The sequence below is a fragment of the Variovorax sp. 350MFTsu5.1 genome (genome assembly GCF_048302515.1).
Taxonomy (GTDB): domain Bacteria; phylum Pseudomonadota; class Gammaproteobacteria; order Burkholderiales; family Burkholderiaceae_C; genus Variovorax; species Variovorax guangxiensis.
This window is the reverse complement of sequence record NZ_CP157620.1, coordinates 2,295,435-2,317,857: the sequence shown is the minus strand read 5'-3', so window position 1 is coordinate 2,317,857 and position 22,423 is coordinate 2,295,435. Positions and strand designations below refer to the sequence as shown.

The 22,423-nt window shown below is 68.1% G+C and carries 23 protein-coding genes; 12 read left to right on the top strand and 11 right to left on the bottom strand.

Annotated features, from left to right (window positions below; genetic code table 11):
* Positions 1 to 21 precede the first annotated feature (21 nt).
* The 4 genes from ABL843_RS10270 to ABL843_RS10255 all read right to left on the bottom strand — a co-directional run bounded on the left by ABL843_RS10270 (position 22) and on the right by ABL843_RS10255 (position 4,034).
* Entirely contained in the window at positions 22 to 873 is an 852-nt protein-coding gene (locus ABL843_RS10270; RefSeq protein WP_126024126.1) for a carbohydrate ABC transporter permease, read from the bottom strand.
* Positions 870 to 1,754, bottom strand: coding sequence for a carbohydrate ABC transporter permease (locus tag ABL843_RS10265; RefSeq protein ID WP_126024125.1), 885 nt, complete (start codon positions 1,752 to 1,754; stop codon positions 870 to 872). The genes ABL843_RS10270 and ABL843_RS10265 overlap by 4 nt, the downstream gene beginning before the upstream one ends.
* A 49-nt stretch (positions 1,755 to 1,803) precedes the next feature.
* A complete protein-coding gene (locus ABL843_RS10260) occupies positions 1,804 to 3,186 on the bottom strand; it encodes an ABC transporter substrate-binding protein (RefSeq protein ID WP_418119784.1) in 1,383 nt (460 codons plus the stop codon).
* 104 nt (positions 3,187 to 3,290) lie between these two features.
* On the bottom strand, positions 3,291 to 4,034 hold the full coding sequence (locus ABL843_RS10255; RefSeq protein ID WP_126024123.1) for a FadR/GntR family transcriptional regulator: 744 nt from the start codon (positions 4,032 to 4,034) through the stop codon (positions 3,291 to 3,293).
* A gap of 149 nt (positions 4,035 to 4,183) precedes the next feature.
* On the opposite strand from ABL843_RS10255, the gene ABL843_RS10250 reads away from it, so the two are divergent.
* The 5 genes from ABL843_RS10250 to ABL843_RS10230 all read left to right on the top strand — a co-directional run bounded on the left by ABL843_RS10250 (position 4,184) and on the right by ABL843_RS10230 (position 8,748).
* On the top strand, positions 4,184 to 5,920 hold the full coding sequence (locus ABL843_RS10250; RefSeq protein ID WP_418119783.1) for an IlvD/Edd family dehydratase: 1,737 nt from the start codon (positions 4,184 to 4,186) through the stop codon (positions 5,918 to 5,920).
* Complete coding sequence (locus tag ABL843_RS10245; RefSeq protein WP_418119782.1) at positions 5,921 to 6,829, top strand: 2-dehydro-3-deoxygalactonokinase; 909 nt, start codon at positions 5,921 to 5,923, stop codon at positions 6,827 to 6,829.
* Positions 6,826 to 7,473 (top strand): 2-dehydro-3-deoxy-6-phosphogalactonate aldolase, encoded by a 648-nt coding sequence (locus tag ABL843_RS10240; protein ID WP_418119781.1) that lies wholly within the window; start codon positions 6,826 to 6,828, stop codon positions 7,471 to 7,473. The genes ABL843_RS10245 and ABL843_RS10240 overlap by 4 nt, the downstream gene beginning before the upstream one ends.
* Positions 7,474 to 7,504: 31 nt before the next feature.
* The gene (locus ABL843_RS10235) at positions 7,505 to 8,242 is read left to right on the top strand and encodes an aldolase (RefSeq protein ID WP_418119780.1); all 738 of its coding nucleotides are present in this window, start codon (positions 7,505 to 7,507) and stop codon (positions 8,240 to 8,242) included.
* 194 nt (positions 8,243 to 8,436) lie between these two features.
* Complete coding sequence (locus tag ABL843_RS10230; RefSeq protein WP_184636118.1) at positions 8,437 to 8,748, top strand: hypothetical protein; 312 nt, start codon at positions 8,437 to 8,439, stop codon at positions 8,746 to 8,748.
* Between the two features lie 42 nt (positions 8,749 to 8,790).
* Here ABL843_RS10230 and ABL843_RS10225 read toward each other — a convergent pair whose 3' ends face one another.
* The 4 genes from ABL843_RS10225 to ABL843_RS10210 all read right to left on the bottom strand — a co-directional run bounded on the left by ABL843_RS10225 (position 8,791) and on the right by ABL843_RS10210 (position 12,871).
* Positions 8,791 to 9,507 (bottom strand): SDR family oxidoreductase, encoded by a 717-nt coding sequence (locus ABL843_RS10225; protein WP_418119779.1) that lies wholly within the window; start codon positions 9,505 to 9,507, stop codon positions 8,791 to 8,793.
* Positions 9,508 to 9,550: 43 nt separating this feature from the next.
* Positions 9,551 to 10,972 (bottom strand): MATE family efflux transporter, encoded by a 1,422-nt coding sequence (locus ABL843_RS10220; RefSeq protein ID WP_418119778.1) that lies wholly within the window; start codon positions 10,970 to 10,972, stop codon positions 9,551 to 9,553.
* Between the two features lie 19 nt (positions 10,973 to 10,991).
* A complete protein-coding gene (locus ABL843_RS10215) occupies positions 10,992 to 12,305 on the bottom strand; it encodes an MFS transporter (protein WP_418119777.1) in 1,314 nt (437 codons plus the stop codon).
* 110 nt (positions 12,306 to 12,415) lie between these two features.
* Positions 12,416 to 12,871: a MarR family winged helix-turn-helix transcriptional regulator gene (locus tag ABL843_RS10210; protein WP_126024114.1), complete on the bottom strand. Its 456-nt coding sequence runs from the start codon at positions 12,869 to 12,871 to the stop codon at positions 12,416 to 12,418.
* 75 nt (positions 12,872 to 12,946) lie between these two features.
* On the opposite strand from ABL843_RS10210, the gene ABL843_RS10205 reads away from it, so the two are divergent.
* The 7 genes from ABL843_RS10205 (at position 12,947) to ABL843_RS10175 (ending at position 19,017) form a co-directional block, all read left to right on the top strand.
* Positions 12,947 to 13,495, top strand: a complete 549-nt coding sequence (locus tag ABL843_RS10205) for a PaaI family thioesterase (protein WP_369658837.1) — start codon at positions 12,947 to 12,949, stop codon at positions 13,493 to 13,495.
* A 186-nt stretch (positions 13,496 to 13,681) separates the two neighbouring features.
* On the top strand, positions 13,682 to 14,743 hold the full coding sequence (locus ABL843_RS10200; protein ID WP_184636108.1) for a Fe(3+) ABC transporter substrate-binding protein: 1,062 nt from the start codon (positions 13,682 to 13,684) through the stop codon (positions 14,741 to 14,743).
* A gap of 40 nt (positions 14,744 to 14,783) precedes the next feature.
* Positions 14,784 to 16,463 (top strand): ABC transporter permease, encoded by a 1,680-nt coding sequence (locus tag ABL843_RS10195; RefSeq protein ID WP_418119776.1) that lies wholly within the window; start codon positions 14,784 to 14,786, stop codon positions 16,461 to 16,463.
* Position 16,464: 1 nt separating this feature from the next.
* A complete protein-coding gene (locus ABL843_RS10190) occupies positions 16,465 to 17,160 on the top strand; it encodes an ABC transporter ATP-binding protein (protein ID WP_418119775.1) in 696 nt (231 codons plus the stop codon).
* 104 nt (positions 17,161 to 17,264) lie between these two features.
* Positions 17,265 to 17,948, top strand: a complete 684-nt coding sequence (locus ABL843_RS10185) for a glutathione S-transferase family protein (RefSeq protein ID WP_418119774.1) — start codon at positions 17,265 to 17,267, stop codon at positions 17,946 to 17,948.
* Between the two features lie 66 nt (positions 17,949 to 18,014).
* Positions 18,015 to 18,428 carry a lactoylglutathione lyase gene (gene gloA, locus ABL843_RS10180; protein WP_369658842.1) on the top strand — a complete coding sequence of 138 codons (414 nt, stop codon included), beginning with the start codon at positions 18,015 to 18,017 and terminating at the stop codon, positions 18,426 to 18,428.
* 22 nt (positions 18,429 to 18,450) lie between these two features.
* Positions 18,451 to 19,017, top strand: coding sequence for a DUF1697 domain-containing protein (locus ABL843_RS10175; protein ID WP_418119773.1), 567 nt, complete (start codon positions 18,451 to 18,453; stop codon positions 19,015 to 19,017).
* Here the strand turns inward: ABL843_RS10175 and ABL843_RS10170 are convergent, their stop codons facing one another.
* Genes ABL843_RS10170 through edd form a run of 3 tightly spaced genes read right to left on the bottom strand, consistent with a single transcriptional unit; the run spans position 19,018 to position 22,292 of the window.
* Positions 19,018 to 19,749, bottom strand: coding sequence for a haloacid dehalogenase type II (locus ABL843_RS10170; protein WP_418119772.1), 732 nt, complete (start codon positions 19,747 to 19,749; stop codon positions 19,018 to 19,020).
* A gap of 11 nt (positions 19,750 to 19,760) precedes the next feature.
* Entirely contained in the window at positions 19,761 to 20,396 is a 636-nt protein-coding gene (eda, locus tag ABL843_RS10165) for a bifunctional 4-hydroxy-2-oxoglutarate aldolase/2-dehydro-3-deoxy-phosphogluconate aldolase (protein ID WP_418119771.1), read from the bottom strand.
* A 54-nt stretch (positions 20,397 to 20,450) separates the two neighbouring features.
* Entirely contained in the window at positions 20,451 to 22,292 is a 1,842-nt protein-coding gene (gene edd, locus ABL843_RS10160; protein WP_418119770.1) for a phosphogluconate dehydratase, read from the bottom strand.
* Between the last annotated feature and the right edge of the window lie 131 nt (positions 22,293 to 22,423).

Here is a 22,423-nt window from a genome sequence, read left to right as displayed (position 1 = left end):
TCGTTTCCTGCGTGGGCTCTTTCAGCTCTTGACTGCGCCGGCGGTTATTCCGCCGACCATGTAGCGCTTGAATGCGTAATAGATCGCCGCCGGGGGCAGCGCGTAGATCAGGCCGGTGGCCATCAGCAGCTCCCACGGCGAATCGTCGGCCGAGAGGAAGTTGCCCAGCGCCACGGCCAGCGTCACGCTCTTGTCGTTGGACAGCAGCAGGAAGGCGTAGAGGTACTCGTTCCAGGCCAGCAGCAGCGAATACGTGCCCACGGCCACCAGCGAAGGCACCATCAGCGGCAGGTACACGAGGCGGAAGAGCTGCAGCGGCGAGGCGCCGTCCATGCGCGCGGCCTCGTCGAGCTCGTAGGGCAGCTTGTCGGAGGCCTGCTTCAGCACCCAGATGCAGTACGGCGAAGCGATGGTCACCATCGCGAGGATCAGCGCCCACTGGCTGTTGAGCAGGCCGTAGTTGCCCATGGTCTTGTACATGGGCACCGCGAGGAAGGCCGCCGGGATGAAGTAGGTGAACAGCGCCATGTTCATCACCGTGCGCCCGCCGCGCACGCGCAGCCGGCTGATGGCGAACGCCGCCGTGGTCGCCACGAAGAGCGTGAGCGCGCCCACCGACAGCGCGATCAGCAGTGAGTTCCACAGCTGCAGCCAGAAGTGGTCGAGGTAGAAGTGCTTCTGCTGGAACACGATGCGGAAGTTGTCCAGCGTCGGACTCTTGGGCCAGAGGTGACCCGAGGTCGCGGAGTCCTTCGACGAGATCGCGAACAGCACCATGTGGTAGACCGGGATCAGCGTCCACAGCAGCACGGGGATGCCGATGAGCAGCAGCCGGGCCTCGGTGAGCACGGCTCTTGGTGTCCAGCGCTTCATTTCGAGAGCCTCTTCATCATGAAGTAAACCAGCGGCAGAACGAGCGGCATCGCCACCACGATGGAAGCCATCGACAGGTCGACCTGGTCGAGGCGCAGGTAGCGGATGCCCAGCGTGGCGAGCACGTGCGTGAGGTCGGCGGGGCCGCCGCCGGTCAGCAGGTAGACGCTGTTGAAGTCGCCCAGCGTCCAGATCATCGAGAGGATGAGCGAGGTGATGTAGAGCGTCTTCAACGCCGGCCAGCTCACGAAGCGGAACTTCTGCCACGACGAGGCGCCGTCGACGGAAGCAGCCTCGTACTGCTCGGTGGGAATGGCCAGGCGGCCCGCCACGAGGATGAGCGTCCAGAACGGCAGCGACTTCCAGATGTGCACGATCATCGCGAAGGCCAGCGCCAGCGAGGGATCGTTGAGCCAGTTGGGGCCGTCGGCACCGGTCAGGCGGAAGATGGTGCTGTTGATCACGCCCCACTCCGGGTTCAGCATGAAGCGGATCGACAGGATCGTGGGAATGGAGGGCATCGCCCACGGCAGGATGAAGATCGCCGAGACGATCTTGATCCACCAGCGCGATGTCACGAAGAAGCCCGAGAGCACGAGTGCCACGAGCATCTTGAGGTTGATCGCCACGACCAGGAAGATGGCCGTGTTGATCACGGAGCGGAAGAAGATCGGGTCTTCGACCAGCTTCACGTAGCTTTGCGGATGGCGGGCGAGCCAGAGGCCGTAGCCCACCGGGTACAGCACGAACACCACGAACACCAGCAGGTAGGGCACGACCATGACCGCGCCCCAGAACTGCCAGCGCGCATGCCGCGCTCCGGGATTGACGACAGGCGCCGAAGTACTCGGCGCGGCGGCGGAGGCAGTTGCGCTGCTCATGGCGTGCTGCTGATGGTGAACGTGCCGACGGGTACCGTGCGTGCGCGGCTTACTGACCCGCCACCGTCTTGATACGGGCGATCATCTCGTCCACCGCCTTGTCCACCGGCACCTTGTCGGTGACGACGCGGCTCATGGCCTTGGCCCAGACGTTCTCGTTGTTCAGCACGGTGAACTTGTAGTTCTTCGTGAATTCGAAGGTCACGGTGCCGGCGGCGTACTGGTTGTAGACCGAGAGGCGGTGCGGGTCTGCCTTCCAGAAGTCACGCTGCTGCGCGGCCTTGGTCACCGGGAACCAGCGGCCCAGCGAGCCTTCGACGTACGGCGTCAGGTTCTCTTCCTGCATCAGGAACGAGACGAACTCCTTGGCGCGCGCCTTGTTCTTCGCGTCCTTGAACACCACGCCGGTCTTCACGGCCGTGCGGTAGACCATCTTGCTGCCGTCGGGCTTGTTCGGGAAGCCGGCCGTGCGGATGCGCTCGGTGTAGTTCTTGCGCGCTTCCTCGCGCTGCTCGGGCGTGAGCGAGGCGTTGTTCGAATCGTCGAGCCACTTGGCGGCGATGGAGATGGTCGCGTTGTGCGTCATCACGGTCGTCTTATTGTGGAACGCGACGTTGTTGTCCGGGTCCTTCCAGCTGGTGGAAGAAGGCGGCGTGCAGCCCTTGACGTAGGGCGTGGTGTAGTCGGTCATGGCCCCGATGAGGCCGGTGCGCACCTTCGGGTCGTCGACCAGCAGCTTGCCGTTGTCGTCCACCAGCTTGACGTTGTAGGCGTCCATGAAGGTCAGGAACGAATAGAACGCGTCGCTCGAGTCCACGCCCATCGGCATGCCGATGCCGAAGTTGCGCTTGCCGCTCTTCTGGCGGCTGGCTGGCTGCACTTTCTCGCACCAGAACGACCAGTAGTCCTTCCAGCCGGTGGGAATGTCGGACTCCTTGAACCCGGCTTCGGCCAGCATGTCGAGCCAGTACTCGATGTGCATGGTCTGCTGCTTGATCGGGAAGGCGTAGTACGCCTTGCCCTTGGTCTGGTCGTTGTAGAGGTAGGTGGTCTCCAGCGTGTTCGGCGCGAAGCGGTCCTTCATGGGCGTGAGCACGCTGCTGATGTCCTCGAGCTTGCCGTCGTAGGCCCACTTGCCCGTGACCTGGAAGTCGTAGACGTCGGCATACGCCACGTCAGGCGGGCTGCCCGAGTCGAGCGCGGACACGGTCTTGGGGATCATGTCCTGGATCGGGTACTGCGAGAGTTCGATCTTGACGTTCTTGTTCTTCTCTTCGAACTTCTTGATGGCGGCGAACAGTGCGTCGTCCTCCGCCTTGTAGAAGCCCTTGACCCACCAGACGGTGAGTTTCTCCTGCGCGGCGACGTGGCCTGCCGACAGCAGGCCCATCGCGACCAGCGTCGGCGCGATCAGCGACTTGACGAATTTCATGGACGTTGTCTCCTTCTCTTCTGGGGTGGAATCTGCTCGGCGCGCGAGCGTGGGGGTGAAAGAACCGGAAATGGACCGTGAGCGCCGCCAGTGCGCCTGGCTGGCTAACTGGCCCTGAGCCTGGGTGGCGGCCTGCTCAGCCGCGGCAGCCGGCGGCGCGAGCCGAGCACGTCCTCGATGTCCTGGCGGGCGCCGTCGATGAGCCGGAGGATCGCGCGTTCCGCGACGTCGGGGTCGTGCGCGATCACCGCGTCGAGCACAGCACGGTGCAGCGGCAGCGAGAGCGTGGGGCCGTCGGGCTTGGTGGTCGATATCTCGAAGCTGGTGCGCAGCAATGCGTTGAGCACCTTGCTCATCTGCGCAATCATCCTGTTGCGCGCGGCCCCCAGCAGGCCATTGTGAAAGCGCAGGTCGAAGGTGACGTAGTCGCCGCCGTTCTCCACGGCTTCCTTCATGCCGGCGTAGGCACGCTCGATCTCGTCGATGTCTTCCGCGGTGGCCCTCTCCGCGGCCAGCCGCACCGCCGCCGGCTCCACCGCGCGGCGCAGGTCCTGCAGGTCGCGCAGAAACTCGGGCGTGAGGCCGGCGCGCGCCTGCCAGGTGATGACGTCGGGGTCGAACCAGTTCCACTTGTCCTTGGGCAGCACGCGCGTGCCGACCTTCGGGCCGGTCACGATCAGGCCCTTGGCCACCAGCGACTTGATGGCCTCTCGCACCACGGTACGGCTCACGCCCAGCTCCTCGCCGAGCACGGGCTCGGACGGGATGGATGCACCGATCGCATAGCGGCCCGACACCACGGCTTCACCGAGGAGTTCGAGCGTGCGACCGTGGATGTTCTTGATCATGCGTGATGTGAAAACTGGTATCCCGTCGCTCGAAAACACTAAGGGTCCGGCGCGTTGTTCGCGCTTATCATATGATGATTGAAACGCTCTATCGGCAGGACAAACCCTGAGGATCGGGCGCAGGTTTCGACAACAAAGAGAGACATCCAATGAGCACCGCCCCCAGGAAGAAACCCGAAGAACTCCGCAGCCAGCAATGGTTCGGCCGGCACGATCGCGACGGCTTCATCTACCGAAGCTGGATGAAGGGCAAGGGCGTTCCGCACGACCAGTTCGACGGCCGCCCGGTCATCGGCATCTGCAACACCTTCAGCGAACTCACGCCCTGCAACTCGCACTTCCGCACGCTCGCGGAGCAGGTGAAGATCGGCGTGTACGAAGCCGGCGGCTTCCCGCTCGAGTTCCCGGTGATGTCGCTCGGCGAGACGCTGCTGCGTCCCACCGCGATGCTGTATCGCAACCTCGCGAGCATGGACGTGGAGGAAAGCATCCGCGGCAACCCACTCGACGGCGTGGTGCTGCTCATGGGCTGCGACAAGACCACCCCCGCGCTCATGATGGGCGCGGCCAGCGTCGACCTGCCTACCATCGGCGTGTCGGGCGGCCCGATGCTCTCGGGCAAGTGGCGCGGGCAGGAGCTCGGCTCGGGCACCGGCGTGTGGCAGATGAGCGAGCAGGTGCGCGCCGGCACGCTCAAGCTGCAGGATTTCTTCGAGGCCGAGAGCTGCATGCACCGCAGCCACGGCCACTGCATGACGATGGGCACCGCCAGCACCATGGCGAGCATGGTCGAGTCGCTGGGCATCGGCCTGCCGGGCAACGCGGCCTACCCTGCGGTAGACGGCCGCCGCAACGTGCTCGCGCGGCAGGCGGGCCGGCGCATCGTCGGCATGGTCCATGAGGACATGAACATGTCGAAGATCCTCACGCGCCAGGCCATCGAGAACGCGATCAAGGTCAACGCGGCCATCGGCGGCTCGACCAACTTCGTGATCCACCTGCTGGCCATCGCGGGACGCATGGGCGTCGAACTCACGCTGGAAGATTTCGACCGCCTCGCCTCCGAGTTGCCCTGCCTGGTGAACCTGCAGCCCTCGGGCCAGTTCCTGATGGAAGACTTCTGCTATGCGGGCGGCCTGCCGGTGGTCATCAAGGAGATCGCCGAGCACCTGCACAAGGACGTGATCACCGCCACCGGCCAGAGCCTGTGGGAGAACGTGAAGGACGCCGAGAATTTCAACCCGCAGGTCATCCGCCCCCTGGCCGAGCCCTTCAAGGACAAGGCCGGCATCTGCGTGCTGCGCGGCAACCTCGCGCCCAACGGCGCCATCATCAAGCCCAGCGCGGCCACGCCGGAGCTGCTGGTGCACAAGGGCCGCGCGGTGGTGTTCGAGAGCGCCGACGACCTGCACAGGCGCATCGACGACGAAAACCTCGACATCGACGAGAACTGCATCATGGTGCTCAAGAACTGCGGGCCCAAGGGTTACCCCGGCATGGCCGAGGCAGGCAACATGCCGCTGCCGCCGAAGGTGCTGCGCAAGGGCATCACAGACATGGTCCGCATCAGCGACGCGCGCATGAGCGGCACGGCCTACGGCACCGTGGTGCTGCACACCGCGCCCGAGGCGGCAGCGGGCGGCCCTCTGGCGCTGGTGCAGGACGGAGACATCGTCGAGCTCGACGTGCCCAACCGCAGGCTGCACCTGCACGTGAGCGACGAAGAGCTCGCGAAGCGCCGCGAGAAATGGGTCGCGCCCAAGGCGCCGCTCGAATCCGGTTACTGGAAGTTGTATGTCGATACGGTGCTGCAGGCCGACCAGGGAGCAGACCTGGCCTTCCTGCGCGGTCGCCGCGGTGCCTTCGTGCCGCGCGACAATCACTAGATGACAAGACTGGTTGCAATCGACTGGGGCACGAGTTCACTGCGCGGCGCGCTGCTTGACGCCAGCGGCAAGGTGCTTGAAGAGCGCAACGATGCGCGCGGCATTCTCACGGTGCCCGAAGGCGGCTTTCCGGCCGTCTTCGACAAGCTCTTCGGCGACTGGATGCGCCTCGAAGGCGCGCGCTGCCTGATCTCCGGCATGGCCGGCAGCAAGCAGGGCTGGGTGGAGGCGCCCTACTGCGCCTGCCCCGCCGGCCGCGTCGAGGTGGGCCGCAAGATCATCGACATCGACGCCGTTGCGGGCGCGCGCATCGCGATCGTGCCGGGCCTGAGCGACGAGCACGCCGGCGTGCCCGACGTGATGCGCGGCGAGGAAGTGCAGATCTTCGGCGCGATGGAACTCACCGGCCTGAGCGAAGGCGTCTTCGTGCTGCCCGGCACGCACAACAAGTGGGCATCGGTGAAGAAGGGCCGCGTCGCTGGCTTCCGCACCTACATGACGGGCGAGTTCTATGCGCTGCTGAGCCAGCACTCGATCCTCGCGCGCACGCTCGATGCATCGGCGCCGCTCGACGAAGCAGCCTTCCTCGAAGGCGTGACCCGCTCCGAGAACGGACACGGCCTGCTGCACAACGCCTTCGGCACGCGCACCCTCGCGCTGTTCGAGCGCATGCCGAAGCAGGAGCTGTCGAGCTACCTCTCAGGCCTGCTGATCGGCGAGGAGCTGCGCACGCAGGCGCTGCAGGCGTCGGGCGAGGTGATCCTGATCGGCTCGTCCAACCTCACCGAACGCTACACGCTGGCCCTGCGCGCCACCGGCGTCGCCACGCGCACGCTCGGCGCCGAGGCCACATGGGCCGGGCTGCACGCGCTGTCCGGCTTTCTCGATTCCGACAGGACTCCCGCATGACCGCCCCCACTCCCCTCGAAAAATTCGACGCCGCGATGCGCGAGCTGCCGCTGGTGGCCATCCTGCGCGGCCTCACGACGGCCGAAGCGGCCGACGTCGGTGACGCCATCGTCGAGCCCGGCTTCCGGCTGCTCGAAGTGCCGCTGAATTCGCCCCAGCCGCTCGAAAGCATCGCGCTCATGCGCAAGCGCTTTCCCCAGGCGCTGGTCGGCGCCGGCACGGTGCTCGGCGCGCAGCAGGTGCGCGAGGTGCATGCGGCGGGCGGCGAGCTGATCGTCTCCCCCAACTTCAATGCCGAAGTCATCGTCGAGGCTGTGCGGCTGGGCATGGTGTGCCTGCCTGGCGTGATGACGCCGACCGAGGCCTTCGGCGCGCTCGCGGCCGGCGCCACGGGGCTCAAGCTGTTCCCGGCCGAACTGGCCTCGCCCGCCGTGGTGAAGGCGTTGCTGGCCGTGCTGCCGGCCGGCACGCCAGTGATGCCCGTGGGCGGCATCTCCCCCACGAACATGGCCGAGTGGCGCGCGGCCGGGGCCGCCGGCTTCGGCATCGGTTCCTCGCTCTACAAGCCGGGCAAGCAGGCCGCGGCGGTGCGCGAGGACGCCCGGAAATTCGTCGCGGCCTGGAAAGGCCTCACGCTCGCCTGATCCCCCAAAGAAAAAACAGGAGACCCCACCGATGTCCGCCGATGCCCTCTACGCCAGCCCCGCCGTGCGCAAGCTGCGCGAAGACCTCGCCCTCGCCCTGCGCGCCGCCGACCATCACGGACTGTCGGAAGGCGTCTGCAACCACTTCAGCGTGATGCTGCCGGGCACGCAGGACCGCTATCTCATCAACCCGCGCGGCCTGCACTGGAGCGAGATCGGCCCCGACGACATCGTGCTCATCGACGTGCACGGCGAGGTGCTGGCGGGCCGCCACCGCGTGGAGCCCACCGCCCTGTTCATCCACGGCGCGGTGCACCGGCTCACCGGGCATGCGGTGGTGCTGCACTGCCACATGCCCTACGCCACGGCGCTCACGATCACGGTCGACCGCGCGCTCGACCCGACCGCGAGCCAGAACGCGATGCGCTACATGAACCGCATCGCCATCGACGCCGAATACAACGGACTCGCGCTGGACGACGCCGAGGGCGAGCGCATCGCGCGCGCGATGGCCGGCAAGGACGTGGCCTTTCTCGCGAACCACGGCGTGATCGTGGCCGGGGGCACCATCGCCCATGCCTACGACGATCTCTACTACCTGGAGCGCGCCTGCCTGCACCAGGTGATCGCGCAGTCGACCGGACGCCCGCTGGCGCCGGTGGACCCGAAACTGGCCGCCCACGTGGCGGCGCAGATCCAGGGCGAGCGCGAGCAATCCGACCTGTTCTTCGAGGCGCTGCGCCGCCTCCTGCCAGCGCCGCGCGGCTGAACCTTCGGCCGATAGAGCCGATGGCCTACCCGCGGAGGTTTTCCGCGGTGAAAAGTCCATTCACAATTGTGTCTTGCCCGTGCCGCACGTCGTGCGCACGGGTTACAGCTCTTCATCCGATTTCGCTCGAGCCTTACACCAACTTAACAAAGGGCAGCGAGGATGAGGCTTCCAACTCACAACCGGGGGATCAGATGAAAAAGCTCACTTTCGCATTCGGCGCCGCGGCCCTGCTCTCGCTGGCCGCCATCAGCGCACCCGCCCAGGCGCAGACCGGCGGCTCGTTCATCCAGGCGCAGGTGTACGTCGTTCCGGCACCGCCGCCGCCGCGCCGCTACTACGCGCCGCCGCCTCCGCCGCGCCACTATTACGGCCCGGGCTACCGCCCTCACCACCACTACGACCGCCGCTGGGACGATCGCCGCCGCTACGGCCGCCGCGACAACGATGGCGACGGTGTGCCCAACCGCTACGACCGCCGCCCCAACAACCCTTACCGCTACTGATCAGGATGAACGAGACCCGGGCCCCGCGCCCGGGTTTCCCGTTCAGGCTGCCTGGGGCACGCTGGCGTAAGGGGGTGTCGCGCTCGACAGGCCCTGCTTGAGCTGCCGTGAAGTCTCGTCGGCAAGCACCTCGGCCTGGCCTGCCTCGAGGCCGGCCAGCGCCTGGCGCGCCACATCGTCCGGAGATGCCTTGGGCAGGCCCTGGATGTGTGCCGTCATGTCGGTGTCCATGTAGCCCACGTGCAGGCTCGTGACCTGCGTGCCCTGCCCGGCCAGTTCGTTGCGCAGCCCGTTGCTCAGCGACCACGCGGCCGACTTGGTCGCGCTGTAGGTCGCCACGCTCGGGAAGGTGGTCCAGGCCAGCGCCGACAGCACGTTGATCACCCCGCCACCGCCGTTGGCCGCGAGCACCGGAGCGAAGGCCTGCGTCACCGCCCACAGGCCGAAGAAGTTGGTTTCGAATTCGGCGCGCGCGTTGGCCACGGCGTCGGGCGACCCCAGGAAGCTGGAGCCGCGCGAGATGCCCGCGTTGTTGACCAGCACCGTCACGTCGCCGCAGGCACGCACCGCCGCCTCGATCTGCGCGGGCTGCGTCACGTCGAGCGCCACCGGCGTCACGCCGGGCAGGTCGATGCTCCTGGGGTCGCGCGCGGCCCCATAGACCTTGCGCGCACCCGCGGCGAGCGCAGCCTTCGCGAAGGCGAGACCGAGGCCGCGATTGGCGCCGGTGATGAAGACCACGGAGTCCTTGATTTTCATGACGAGTCTTTCGTTGGTTGGTGGATGAATCGATGGCTGGATTTCAGGCTTGGGCCATGCGCCGCAGCAGCCCGCTGGTGGTTCGCGGCCAGCCCACGCGGCCGAACCAGGCGCCTCCCGCGATGGCGGATGCGGTCACGATGCCGTACACCGCCAGCGCCACGCCCTGCGCCGCGAACACGCCGGTGAGCCCGGCGCCCCACTGCAGGGCCAGCAGGCCGCCGGTGCCCGCCACCGCCAGGCGCGCGATGTTGCCGAGCATCGGCCACAGCAGCCGGCCCGCCCCCTGCGAGGCGAAGTACAGCACCAGCCCGACGCCGAAGAGGCCGTACATCGGTCCGACCACGCGCAGGTAGTGCGCGCCGGTCTCCAGCATCGCTGGGTCGTTGCCGAACAGCAGCAGCCAAGGGCGCGGGAACAGCGCCGCCGCGAGGCCGATCGTCTCCGTGAGCGTGAAGGCCAGCGCCGCGCCGGCCCAGGTGGCGCGCAATGCCCGCTCGCGCAGCCCCGCGCCCATACAGGTGCCGACCATCGCCACCAGCGGCGCGCCCAGGCCGAACACCAGCGGCACCAGCAGGTATTCGAGCCGCGATGCCGTGCCGTAGCCGGCCAGCGCTCCCGAGCCGAAATGGCCGGTCAGCGCGGTGGCGATGCCGATGGAAAGATTGGTCGCCACCGTCGACACCGCGCCCACCAGGCCGATGCGCAGGATGTCGCGGAACAGCGGCCAGCGCAGCTTCAGCGCGTCGAGCGTGGGCTTGAGCAGGCTGCGCGGCGAGCGCAGGTAGGCCATGAGCGCGATCGAGCCCAGCAGGTAGTACAGCAGCAGCGCGATCGCACCGCCCGCGATGCCCATGCCCGGCAGCGGCCCGACGCCGAAGATCAAGAGCGGCGACGCCGGAATGAGGAACACCACGCCCACCACCGTCACGTTGGCCGGCACAGACATGTTGCCGGTACCGCGGATGATGGCGCCGAGCGAGTTGAAGAGCCACACCAGCGTCGCGCCCGCGAAGACCCAGTTGGAATACGTGAGCGCCGCTTCCAGCGCGGCCCCCGTGCCGCCCATCACACCGTAGAGCCAGCGCCCGCCCAAAAGCAGCGCCAGAGTGAAGCAAAGGCCGAAGCCCAGCGCGATGACGACGGCGTGCCACACCAGCGCATTCGCATCGTCGCGGCGGCGCGCGCCGAGCGCACGGGCGATGGACGAGGCGATGCCACCGCCCATGGCGCCGCTGGAGGTCATCTGCATCAGCATCACGATGGGGAATACCAGCGCCATGCCGGCGAGCGCATCGGTGCCCAGCTTGCCGACGAAGTAGGTCTCGATGAGGCCGACGCAGGCCTGCGCCACCATCACCAGCACATTGGGCGCGGCCAGGCGCAGCAGCGTGGGGACGATGGGAGCCTCGAGCAGGCGGCGCGTGCGCGGATCGAGTTCGGTGGTGCCGTGGGGTGTGGTCATGGCTGGAGCCTTGGCGGGTTCAGGCACGGGCCGCAGCCGGCGTGGCCGGGGAGCCGGACTTCGCAGCCGGGCGGCGGATGGTCATCACGATCAGCGCCGCCACCAGGCAGGCCGCGCCGGCGGTGTAGAGCGCCGGGGTGTAGGTCAGCAGAAGCGTGCGTGCGAAGCCGGCGCCGTACGCAGCCGTGGCGGCTCCCAGCTGGTGCGCGGCGAAAACCCAGCCGAACACCAGGCCGACCTTTGCCGGGCCGAAGGCTGCACCGGCGAGCTTGACGGTCGGCGGCACGGTGGCGATCCAGTCGAGGCCGTAGAACATCGCGAAGATGCCCAGGCCGTAGATGGTGAACTCCGAATGCGGCAGCCAGAAGAGCGACAGCCCGCGCAGGCCGTAGTACCAGAAGAGCAGCTTGCGGTTGTCGTAGCGGTCCGAGAGCCAGCCCGACAGGATCGTGCCGACGAAGTCGAAGGCCCCCATCATCGCGAGCACCGATGCTGCCGGCACGGCGCTCATGCCGTAGTCGCCGCACAGCGAGATGAAGTGCGTCTGCACCAGGCCGTTGGTGCTCAGGCCGCAGATGAAGAAGGTGCCGGCCAGCACCCAGAAGGTGCGGTTGGTCGAGACTTCCTTCAGCACTCGGAAGGGCGTGGCGAAGTTCATCGCGGGCGCGGCTGCGGCGGGCGCCGCGGGCTGCGTGCCGGGTGCCTCGCCGTAGGGCAGCAGGCCGACGTCGGAGGGCCGGTTGCGCATCAGCAGCAGCGCCAGCAGGCCGATGAGGATGGTGCCGATCACGATCGGCACGATGGCCGAGCGCCAGCCCCAGTGCTCGATCATCCAGGCCGCCAGCGGCAGGAAGGCCAGTTGCCCCGTCGCCGAACTCGCAGTGAGCATGCCCACCACCAGCCCGCGCCGCGCGACGAACCAGCGGTTGGCCACCACTGCGCCGAGCACCAGCGCCGTCATGCCGGTACCCAGGCCCAGCATCAGGCTCCAGAGCACGAAGAGCTGCCAGAGCTGCGAGGCCATGGTGACCAGCGCCATGCCCAGCCCGACGAGCGCGAGGCCGGTGCAGACCACCGCGCGCAGGCCATAGCGCTCCATCAGAACGGCGGCGAACGGTCCCATCAGCCCGAAGAGCGCGAAGCGCAGTGCCAGCGACGAGGAGATCTGCTCGGTGCTCCAGCCGAATTCCTTGCCCAGCGGCTGCAGCATGGCGCCGGGCAGGCCCAGCGCGGCCGACATGGTCAGCATGGTGAGGAAGGTGATGGCGGCGACGATCCAGCCGTAGTGGATGCCGCGGCGCTGCAGCCATGCGGAAACGGAGTTGGCGAACATGAGGCCTCTGCTGTTGGAATTGAATGGGAGGAAAAAAGGCGAAACGGGTCCCTCGCGCGCCTGTGCGCACGATTGAGCGAATGGGGTGTAGGTGAAGAAAAGTTGGGGGGTCAGTCGTCGCTGGCGTGCTCTTCCTCGCCGCCCAGCAGCTCCATGGCCTCGTCGATCAGCAGGTGCAGCGCGAGCACGCGCTCCACGCCCAGCAACGCATTCAGCTTCTGCTGCGCGGTCTTCCAGTGCGCCAGCGCTTCGCGCCGCTTGACCTCGCCTTCCTCGGTGAGCTGCACCAGCCGGCTGCGCGCATCGGCACCGGCACCCTGCGCGATCCAGCCCGCGACGATCAGCGGCTGCAGGTTGCGGCTCAGGGTGGAGGCAGTCATCTTGAGCTCGGCCGCCAGGTCGACGGGACGCGAGGGACCGAGCCGCGCGAGGTGCGACAGCAGCGAGTACTGCGTGGTCTTGAGGCCGCTTTGCGAAACCTCGGCGTCGTAGTGCTGCGAGAGGCGTCGCGAAAGCTGTCGCACCTTGAAGCTGGTGCAGCCGCGTGGCTTGGCGGGAGTGTCCATAGGCTATTATTGTATGTGCAACTATTGCATATGCAATCAACACCCCGGCACAAAGCCCCCAGAAGGAACACAGGCATGACACAAGCCACCAGCCAGCTCGACGCATGGATCGCCGAGGAACAGAAGATCACCGGCCGCCTCGAGGCCGGCCCGGGCCCCGGCCTCGCCCGCCCCGACCAGATCGCCGGCAAGACCGGCCTGGAGATCATGCAGGCGATGCTCAACGGCGACATTCCCTACGCCGCCATCGCCAAGACGCTGGACTTCACGATCATCGAGGCACGCCTGGGCGTGGCCATCTTCCAGGGCACGCCACTGCCGCAGCACCTGAACCCGCTGGGCACCATCCACGGCGGCTGGGTCGCGACGATGCTCGATTCGGCCCTGGGCTGCTCGGTCCACACGATGATGCCGCCCGGCCGCGCCTACACCACCGCAGAGCTCGGCGTCAACTACGTGAAGGGCCTAACGCCCAAGGTGCAGCGCGTGCGCGCCGAAGGCAAGGTGATCCACTGCGGCAAACAGCTCGCCACCGCCGAGGCCCGCCTCTACGGTCCCGACGGCACGCTGTACGCGCACGCGACGACCACCTGCCTGGTCTTCGAGGTGCCGCCGGCGCGCTGAGCCGCGAGGCCAGCGGGCGAAGGCGGACTGCAGTAGGCCTTCAACCTGTAAGTCCAAAGGCGTCGCGATCCAGGGCGGCCAGTGATAATTATTCTCATCCGGCGGCCGCAACACGCGACACCGGCGGCGACGTCATCCGCTGCCGGCGCCGGAGCTTTCTAGAACACCCGCTCCTGGAGGATCCTCATGACCGAACAACGCTCGCGCGTCCAAGGCCGCGCCGCGCGCGCACTGCTTGGCGCAGGCGCCGCGTGGCTGGCCGCCACCGCCCTGCCCGCGCAGGCTGCCGAAGAACTCACGCTCTACACGACGCGCGAGCCTGCGCTGATCCAGCCCCTCATCGCCGCCTTCAGCGCCCAGAGCAACATCAAGGTCAACACCGTCTTCGTGAAGGACGGCTTGCTGGAGCGCGTCAAGGCCGAAGGCGCCCGATCCCCCGCCGACGTGCTGATGACGGTGGACATCGGCAACCTGATGGACCTCGTCGACGGCGGCGTGACGCAGCCCGTGAAGTCGGCCGCGCTCGAGTCGGCCATTCCGGCCAACCTGCGCGGCGCCGACGGCCAATGGTTCTCGCTCTCGATGCGCGCACGCGTGCTCTACGCCGACAAGAGCCTGCCGCTCACCAGCTTCCGCTATGAAGACCTGGCCAACCCCAAGTACAAGGGCAAGGTCTGCATCCGCGCCGGCCAGCATCCCTACAACACCGCACTCGTGGCCTCGCTGATCGCGCACGACGGCGAAGCCAAGGCCGAGCAGTGGCTGCGCGGCGTCAAGGCCAACCTGGCGCGCAAGGCCACCGGCGGCGACCGCGACGTGGCGCGCGACATCCTCGGCGGCATCTGCGACGTGGGCCTGGCCAACTCGTACTACGTCGGCCAGATGAAGAGCGCCAAGGAAGGCACCGACGCGCGCAAGTGGGGCGACGCCATCAAGGTGGTGCGCCCGACCTTCGCCAATGCCAAGAGCGGCGGCACGCACGTCAACATCAGCGGCGCGGCCGTCGCGAAGAACGCGCCGCAGCGCGCCAACGCGGTCAAGCTGCTCGAGTTCCTGGTATCGGAACCGGCGCAGGCCCTCTACGCCCAGGCCAACTACGAGTACCCGGTGCGCAAGGGCGTGGCGCTCGACCCGATCATCGGCCAGTCCATCGGCGAGCTGAAGGTCGACCCGCTGCCGCTGACCGAGATCGCGAAATACCGCAAGCAGGCGAGCGCGCTTGTGGACAAGGTTGGCTTCGACCAGTGACATCGACGAGCGCCGGGCATGCCTGCCGGCGACTGACTGAATGAGTCTCCTGCGGCGCCAGCCGCCGGGCCTGCAAGCCGCCGGCCCGGCCTGGCGCTGCGCGTCGTTCCTGATCGCCATCGGCGTGCTCGCGCCGGTGCTCACGCTGGCGTGGCTGGCCTTCGGCTCGGGCCTCGGCCACTGGGGGCCGCTCTTCGCGCACGTGCTGCCGCAGGCGGCGCTCAACACGGCCGTGCTGCTCGCGGGCGTCGGTGCGTTGGTGCTGGTGATCGGCACCGGCTGTGCCTGGCTGGTGACGGCGCACGACTTCCCCGGACGCGGCACCCTGCACTGGGCCCTGCTGCTGCCGCTGGCGATGCCGACCTACATCGTCGCCTTCGCCTACCTCGACCTGCTGCACCCCATCGGCCCGGTGCAGGGTGCGATCCGCTGGATGCTGGGCTTCGACAGCCCGCGCCAGTTCCGCCTGCCCGACCTGCGCTCGATGCCAGGCGCGATCTTCGTGCTGGGCTTCGTGCTCTATCCATACGTCTACATGACGGCGCGCGCGATGTTCATGACACAGCCGGCGCATCTCATGGAAGCGGCGCGCATGCTCGGCGAGAGCCGGCGCGGCGCCTTCTTCCGCGTGGCGCTGCCGCTGGCACGTCCTGCGCTGGCCGTGGGGCTGAGCCTCGCACTGCTCGAAACGCTCAACGATATCGGCGCTTCCGAGTTCCTCGGCGTGAACACGCTGACGGTGGCGGTCTACACCACCTGGATCACGCGCTCCGACCTCGCGGGCGCCGCGCAGATCGCCTGCGCGATGCTGTTCGTGGTGATCGCGCTGGTCTGGCTGGAGCGCAACGGCCGGCGTCACCAGCGCTTCGGCTCGGCGCAGCGAATGCGCGCGGTGCAGCCACGCAGGCTGCACGGAGCCGCGGGCTGGGCCGCGATGGCGGCCGCCTCGCTGCCGGTGCTGATCGGCTTCGTGGCGCCTGCCCTCTACCTGGTCTGGGAGAGCGCCAAGCGGCTGCGCCAGGGCGGCGGCATCTCGCAGGGGCTGGTCGCGAGCCTGGGCAATACGCTGACACTGGCCACGGGCGTCACCGCCGTCGCGGTGGCAGCCGGGCTGGTCGTCGCGTGGGCCGCACGCAGCCAGGGTTCTGGCCCCAGCCGTACTCGCTGGCAGGCGCGCGCGGCGACACTGGGCTACGCGGTGCCGGGCACGGTGCTGGCCATCGGGCTGCTCACGCCGGCACTGGCCTTCGACTCGGCGCTGGCCACGGTCTTCGGCCTGCAGGGCCTGCCTCTCATGAGCTGCGGCGTGGTGCTGGTCGTGGCCTGTGCGATCCGCTTTCTCGCCATGCCGGTCGGCGGCATCGAGGCCGGCCTCTCGCGCATTCCGCCCGCCATCGAGCAGGCCTCGCGCCTGCTCGGCGAAACCACCGCCGGCACGCTGCGCCGCGTGCATCTGCCGCTGCTTCGGCCCGCGATGGCAGCCGCCGCGCTGCTGGTGTTCGTCGACGCCATGAAGGAGCTGCCCGCCACGCTGCTGCTGCGGCCCGCCAACTTCGACACCCTGGCCACCTGGCTGTACGCCGAGGCCGCGCGCGGCACGTACGAGGAAGGCGCCATCGCCGCGCTCGCCATCGTGCTGGCCGGCCTGCTGCCCGTGGTGCTGCTGGCGCGCAACCAGCTGGGCGCACCTTCGGCCACACTGGCTCCCGAGAAGACATGACATGAGCTCCCCACTGCACCTCGACGCGATCAGCCTCGCCTACGACACGCCGCGCGGCCTGCACACCGTCGTCGACGGCTTCTCGCTGGCGCTGGACGCGGGCGACATCGCCTGCCTGTTCGGCCCTTCCGGCTGCGGCAAGACGACGGTGCTGCGCGCCATCGCGGGCTTCGAGCCGGTGCGCGCCGGCACGATCCGCCTCGGCGAGGTGCTTCTGTCGTCCGCGCAGAAGCACCTGCCGCCCGAGCAGCGGCGCGTGGGCATGATGTTCCAGGAGTACGCACTGTTCCCGCACCTCTCGGCCGCGAGGAACGTGGCCTTCGGCCTGCGCCGGCTGGGCCGCGCCGAACAACAGTCGCGCGTCGTCGAAATGCTCGCGCTGGTCGGTCTCGCCGATGCGGGCGAGCGCTATCCGCACGAGCTTTCCGGGGGCCAGCAGCAGCGCATCGCGCTGGCCCGCGCGCTCGCACCTTCGCCCGCCCTGCTGCTGCTCGACGAGCCCTTCTCCAACCTCGACGGCGGCACGCGCGAACGGCTCACCGTGGAGGTGCGCTACATCCTGAAGCAGGCGGGGCAGACGGCCATTCTCGTCACGCACAACGAGGCCGAGGCGCACGCGATGGCGGACCGCATCGGCGTGATGCACGGCGGGCGCATCACGCACTGGATAGATACGACGGCCGTCGATCCCATCTAGCACAAGGCGCCCGTTTCCCTAATGGGCTTTCCGGGAAAAGGTTGTTCAGGACCGCAAGAATCGCCGCGATCCAGACACAACCGATCCAGAAAACGGAGAGCCCCATGCCCCAGCAATCCCTCACCCTCGTCAGCCACCTGCTGTGCCCGTACGTGCAGCGTGCCGCGATCGCGCTGCACGAGAAGGACGTGCCCTTCGAGCGCGTCGTGATCGACCTCGCCAACAAGCCGCAGTGGTTCCTCGACATCTCTCCGCTCGGCAAGGTGCCGCTGCTGAAGGTGCGCAGGTCCGACGGAGGTGAGGCCGTGCTGTTCGAGAGCAACGTGATCTGCGAGTACCTGGAAGAAACCCAGCCCGGCGCTCGCCTGCACCCCGAGGACCCGCTCGCCCGCGCCGAACACCGCGCATGGATGGAGTTCGGCTCGGCCATCCTCGGCGACCTCTGGGGCTACGAGACCACGCAGGACGCGGCGGTGTTCGAGCAGAAGCGCCAGGCGCTGCTCGCCAAGTTCCAGCGCGTGGAAGCGGCGCTGGGCCAGGGCCCTTACTTCGCGGGCGGCAGCTTCAGCCTCGTCGACGCGGTCTTCGCGCCGGTGTTCCGCTACTTCGAGGTGTTCGATGCGATCAGCGACTCGCACATCTTCGACGCCCTGCCCAAGGTCGATGCATGGCGCAAGGCGCTGGCCGAACGCCCCAGCGTGCGCGACGCGGTGGTGCCCGAGTACCCGCAGCACCTGATGGAGTTCCTGAAGCGCCACCAGGCCCACCTGCTGACACTGGCCGTTTGATCGCCGCGCCCGCAGGCCCACAATAGCGGGCTTCCCTCTCCACGACTACGAACAAGGCAACACGAGATGCGACTCCTCCACACCATGCTGCGCGTCGGCAACCTGCAGCGCTCCATCGACTTCTACACCAAGGTGCTCGGCATGAACCTGCTGCGCACCTCGGAGAACCCCGAGTACAAGTACAGCCTCGCATTCATCGGCTATGGCAACGGCAACCCCGACCAGGCCGAGATCGAACTCACCTACAACTGGGGCACCGAGAGCTACGAACTGGGCACCGCCTACGGCCACATCGCCCTCGGCGTGCCCGACGCCTACGCGGCCTGCGAGAAGATCAAGGCCGCTGGGGGCAACGTGACGCGCGAGGCCGGCCCGGTCAAGGGCGGCACCACCGTCATCGCCTTCGTCACGGACCCCGACGGCTACAAGGTGGAACTGATCCAGCGCGACGAGAAGGCTGCGGGCGGCGGCCTGCGCTGAAGGCCCCGGCGCCGGATACGCCATGGCAACCGCGAAGAAGCAAGCCGCCACGGCAACGCGCCATGTCGCGCTGCTGCGCGGCGTGAACGTCAACGGCATCACGATCAAGAGCGCGGACCTGAAGGCGCTATTCGTCGAACTGGGCTTCGGCGCGGTGCGCACTGTGCTCGCCAGCGGCAACGTGCTCTTCGACACCGATGAGAGCGACGCCGCCGCGCTGCGCACGCGCATCGAGCAGGCGCTGCGCAAGCGCTTCGGCTACGACGCCTGGATCGTGCTGCTCACGCAGAAGACCGTTGCCGCGATCGCCGCTGCCTACCCCTTCGAACGCATCGACGAGGAGCGCCACCCGTACATCGTGTTCGGCTCCGACAAGGCGATGCTCGACGAGATCATGGAAAAGGCCGGCACGGTCGATGCCAATACCGATACCGAGCGGCTCGAACGCGGCAAGGGTGTGCTGTACTGGCAATGCCCGCTCGGCGAGAGCCTGGACACGCCCGTGGCCAAGCTGCTCGGCAAGGCCCGCTACAAGTCGAGCACCACGACGCGCAACCTGCGCACGGTGGAAAAGCTGCTCGCCGACTGATCAGCAGCCGAGCAGCTCGGCCAGCTGGTTGATGTCGCGTGCGTGCAGGTTGTTGTCCGGCTTCGGCGAGACATCCTTCGGCCGCGCGAGGCCGAACTCGTGGGGCCGCTCGATGTAGGCCGTCTTCAGGCCGCATGCGCGCGCGGCGGCCAGATCGTCATGATGCGCGGCGGCCAGCATCACCTGGCCCGGCGTCGCGTCGAACACGCCCGCCACGCCGAGATACGTGCGCGGATCGGGCTTGTAGGCTTTGAACACCTCGGCCGAGAGCACGCAGTCCCAGGGCAGGCCGGCACGCTTGGCCATCTCGGTGAGCAGGCCGATGTTGCCGTTCGACAGCGTGCAGATGGTGAACTTCTTCTTGAGCCGCGCGAGCCCCGCCACCGAGTCGGGCCATGCCGGCAGGCGGTGCCAGGCGCGGCTCAGGTCGCGCCTGGCGGCGTTGTCGATGCGATCGGCCAGGCTGAAGTCGTGCAGCACCTGGTCGAGCATGCTCAGGTGCAGCTCGTCGAGCAGCGTGAAGCCGCCCTCGCCCGCGGCGATGCGCTCCATCACCGCCTTCATGGCCGGCTGGTAGCCGGCGCGCCACGCCAGCGCGAAGGCCGCGCCGTCCACGCCAGGGAACACGCGCTCGACCTCGGCGGCGATGCCGCTGTGCCAGTCGACCACGGTGCCGAAGACGTCGAACGCGATGACCTTGAGATCGCTCGCGTCGAATTCAGCGCTGCTCATGGCGGCGGCGCTCAGCGCTGCAGTTGGCTCGCGGCGCGTGCCAGCTGCTCGATGCGTGTCCAGTCGCCGTCGCGGATCGCGTCGGTCGGCACGATCCACGAGCCGCCCACGCAGGCCACGTTCGACAGCGCGAGGAACTCGGCCGCGTTGCCGGCGTGGATGCCGCCGGTCGGGCAGAAGGTGACATCGCCGAAGGGGCCCTGCCATGCCTTGAGCATCGGCAGGCCGCCGGCCTGCAGCGCGGGGAAGAACTTCAGCTGCGTGTAGCCGTCTTCCTGCGCCGTCATGATCTCGCTGCCGGTCGCCACGCCGGGCAAGAGCGGCAGGCCGATGTCGTGGCATGCCTTGCCGACCGAGCGCGTGTAGCCCGGGCTCACGCCGAATTTCGCACCGGCAAGCGCCGCGGCCTGCGCGTCGGCGGCGCTGCGAATGGTGCCGGCGCCGGCCACGGCATCGGGCACGTCCTTGGCGATGGCTTCGATGCACTGCAGCGCCTGCGGCGTGCGCAGCGTCACTTCGAGCATGCGGATGCCGCCGGCCACCAGGGCGCGCGCGAGCGGGATGGCGTCTTTCACATCGTTGAGCACGATCACCGGAATAACCGGGGCGTCGCGCATCACGTCGAGGGGGGTGAGTTTTTCAGTCATTTCCTGGCTCCAACTGGTTACGTATGCCTCGCCTTGTGGAAGAAGCCGCCCTGGTCACAGCCAGGAGCAGGCCCCCTCTTCGGCGGTCAGTGCATTGCGGCGCATGCCGGCGAACAGTTCACGGCCCAGGCCGTGCCCGTCGGCAATGCGTTGTGCCTCGGGCATCGTCGCGACCTTGCGCGCGGCCCATTCGTCCTCGGGCAGCAACACGGCGAGCGTACCCGCGACGGAATCGAGACGGATCAGGTCGCCGTCGCGCACCTTGGCGAGCGGCCCGCCGGCGGCGGCCTCGGGCGAGACGTGGATGGCGGCCGGGATCTTGCCCGACGCGCCGCTCATGCGGCCGTCGGTGACCAGCGCCACGCGGAACCCCTTGCCCTGCAGCACCGACAGCGGTGGCGTGAGCTTGTGCAGCTCGGGCATGCCGTTGGCCTGCGGACCCTGCCAGCGCACCACGCAGACCACGTCGCGCTCCAGTTCGCCCGCCGTGAACGCTTTCTGCAGCGCGGCCTGCGAATCGAAGACGCGTGCGGGCGCCTCGATGACGTGGCGGTCATCGGGCACCGAGGACACCTTGATGACGCTGCGGCCCAGGTTGCCGCTCAGCAGTTTGAGTCCGCCGGTGGCGCTGAAGGGGCTCTCGACGGTGCGGGTGACGGCTTCGTTCTTCAGCGGTGCGGCAGGGGTCCATTGCAGGCGCTTGTCATCCGAACCGCTCGCCAGCGAGGGAATGTTCGCGAATTCGCGGATGCCGCCCGAGCGCACCGTCAGCACGTCGGCATGCATGAGGCCGGCATCGACCAGTTCGCCGATCACGAAGCCGGGGCCGCCCGAGGCCTGGAACTCGTTCACGTCGGCGCTGCCGTTGGGGTACACGCGGCTCAGCAGCGGCACCACGTCGGAGAGCTTCGAGAAGTCGTCCCAGTCGATCAGGATGCCGGCGGCGCGCGCCACGGCCACCCAGTGGATCAGGTGGTTGGTGGAACCGCCCGTGGCAAGCAGCGCGACCATGGCGTTGACGATGCAGCGCTCGTCGACCATCACGCCGATCGGCGGGCAGTCGAAGGGCGTATTGCCCGCCTTGCCCAGCACCGTGCGCACGGCTTCCCGCGTGAGCGTCTCGCGCATCGCGTCGCCCGGCTGGATGAAGGCCGTGCCGGGCACGTGCAGGCCCATGGCCTCCAGCAGCATCTGGTTGCTGTTGGCGGTGCCGTAGAAGGTGCATGTACCGAGCGTGTGATAGGCGGCCATCTCGGCGTCGAGCAGGCCCTGGCGGCCGACCAGGCCTTGCGCGGCCTGCTCGCGCACCTTCGACTTGGCGCCGTTCGACAGGCCCGAGGGCATCGGCCCGGCCGGCACGAACACGGTGGGCAGGTGGCCGAAGTGCAGCGCGCCGATGAGCAGGCCGGGCACGATCTTGTCGCACACGCCGAGCATCAGCGCGGCGTCGAACATGTCGTGGGTGAGCGCGACGGCGGTGCTCATGGCGATGAGGTCGCGGCTGAACAGGCTCAGCTCCATGCCGGGCGTGCCCTGCGTCACGCCGTCGCACATGGCGGGCACGCCGCCGGCCACCTGGGCGGTGGCGCCGAGGCCGCGGGCCTCGTTCTTGATGATGTCGGGGTAGCCCTGGTACGGCGCGTGGGCCGAGAGCATGTCGTTGTAGGCGGTGACGATGCCGATGTTGGGCGCGCGCTCGGCCACCACGCGGAACTTGTCGTTGGCCGGAATGCCGGCCACGGCATGCGCCACGTTGGCGCAGCCCATGCGGTCGGAGCCGCGGTCGCGGCTGCGGAGTTCTGCAAGGCGGGTGAGGTAGGCGCTGCGCAGCCCCTGGCTGCGCTCGCGGATGCGATCGGTGACGTCGCGTACGGTGGGGTTGGTGCTGCTGCTCATGGGGGGTCTATGGCTCTTGCTGCTGTCGCCCGGGCGACTCTGGGCCTGGAGGCCCATGGTAACAAGCCGGGTGCGGCAGCCCGATGAAATCCGAGCGCGGGGCAATACGAATTTACCCAGTTGCGCGCTGA

Bases quoted from the DNA above. Each gene is read 5' to 3' on its own strand.
- ABL843_RS10270 (WP_126024126.1), bottom strand. From the start codon at position 873: ATGAAGCGCTGGACACCAAGAGCCGTGCTCACCGAGGCCCGGCTGCTG.
- ABL843_RS10265 (WP_126024125.1), bottom strand. From the start codon at position 1,754: ATGAGCAGCGCAACTGCCTCCGCCGCCGCGCCGAGTACTTCGGCGCCT.
- ABL843_RS10260 (WP_418119784.1), bottom strand. From the start codon at position 3,186: ATGAAATTCGTCAAGTCGCTGATCGCGCCGACGCTGGTCGCGATGGGC.
- ABL843_RS10255 (WP_126024123.1), bottom strand. From the start codon at position 4,034: ATGATCAAGAACATCCACGGTCGCACGCTCGAACTCCTCGGTGAAGCC.
- ABL843_RS10250 (WP_418119783.1), top strand. From the start codon at position 4,184: ATGAGCACCGCCCCCAGGAAGAAACCCGAAGAACTCCGCAGCCAGCAA.
- ABL843_RS10245 (WP_418119782.1), top strand. From the start codon at position 5,921: ATGACAAGACTGGTTGCAATCGACTGGGGCACGAGTTCACTGCGCGGC.
- ABL843_RS10240 (WP_418119781.1), top strand. From the start codon at position 6,826: ATGACCGCCCCCACTCCCCTCGAAAAATTCGACGCCGCGATGCGCGAG.
- ABL843_RS10235 (WP_418119780.1), top strand. From the start codon at position 7,505: ATGTCCGCCGATGCCCTCTACGCCAGCCCCGCCGTGCGCAAGCTGCGC.
- ABL843_RS10230 (WP_184636118.1), top strand. From the start codon at position 8,437: ATGAAAAAGCTCACTTTCGCATTCGGCGCCGCGGCCCTGCTCTCGCTG.
- ABL843_RS10225 (WP_418119779.1), bottom strand. From the start codon at position 9,507: ATGAAAATCAAGGACTCCGTGGTCTTCATCACCGGCGCCAATCGCGGC.
- ABL843_RS10220 (WP_418119778.1), bottom strand. From the start codon at position 10,972: ATGACCACACCCCACGGCACCACCGAACTCGATCCGCGCACGCGCCGC.
- ABL843_RS10215 (WP_418119777.1), bottom strand. From the start codon at position 12,305: ATGTTCGCCAACTCCGTTTCCGCATGGCTGCAGCGCCGCGGCATCCAC.
- ABL843_RS10210 (WP_126024114.1), bottom strand. From the start codon at position 12,871: ATGGACACTCCCGCCAAGCCACGCGGCTGCACCAGCTTCAAGGTGCGA.
- ABL843_RS10205 (WP_369658837.1), top strand. From the start codon at position 12,947: ATGACACAAGCCACCAGCCAGCTCGACGCATGGATCGCCGAGGAACAG.
- ABL843_RS10200 (WP_184636108.1), top strand. From the start codon at position 13,682: ATGACCGAACAACGCTCGCGCGTCCAAGGCCGCGCCGCGCGCGCACTG.
- ABL843_RS10195 (WP_418119776.1), top strand. From the start codon at position 14,784: ATGAGTCTCCTGCGGCGCCAGCCGCCGGGCCTGCAAGCCGCCGGCCCG.
- ABL843_RS10190 (WP_418119775.1), top strand. From the start codon at position 16,465: ATGAGCTCCCCACTGCACCTCGACGCGATCAGCCTCGCCTACGACACG.
- ABL843_RS10185 (WP_418119774.1), top strand. From the start codon at position 17,265: ATGCCCCAGCAATCCCTCACCCTCGTCAGCCACCTGCTGTGCCCGTAC.
- gloA (WP_369658842.1), top strand. From the start codon at position 18,015: ATGCGACTCCTCCACACCATGCTGCGCGTCGGCAACCTGCAGCGCTCC.
- ABL843_RS10175 (WP_418119773.1), top strand. From the start codon at position 18,451: ATGGCAACCGCGAAGAAGCAAGCCGCCACGGCAACGCGCCATGTCGCG.
- ABL843_RS10170 (WP_418119772.1), bottom strand. From the start codon at position 19,749: ATGAGCAGCGCTGAATTCGACGCGAGCGATCTCAAGGTCATCGCGTTC.
- eda (WP_418119771.1), bottom strand. From the start codon at position 20,396: ATGACTGAAAAACTCACCCCCCTCGACGTGATGCGCGACGCCCCGGTT.
- edd (WP_418119770.1), bottom strand. From the start codon at position 22,292: ATGAGCAGCAGCACCAACCCCACCGTACGCGACGTCACCGATCGCATC.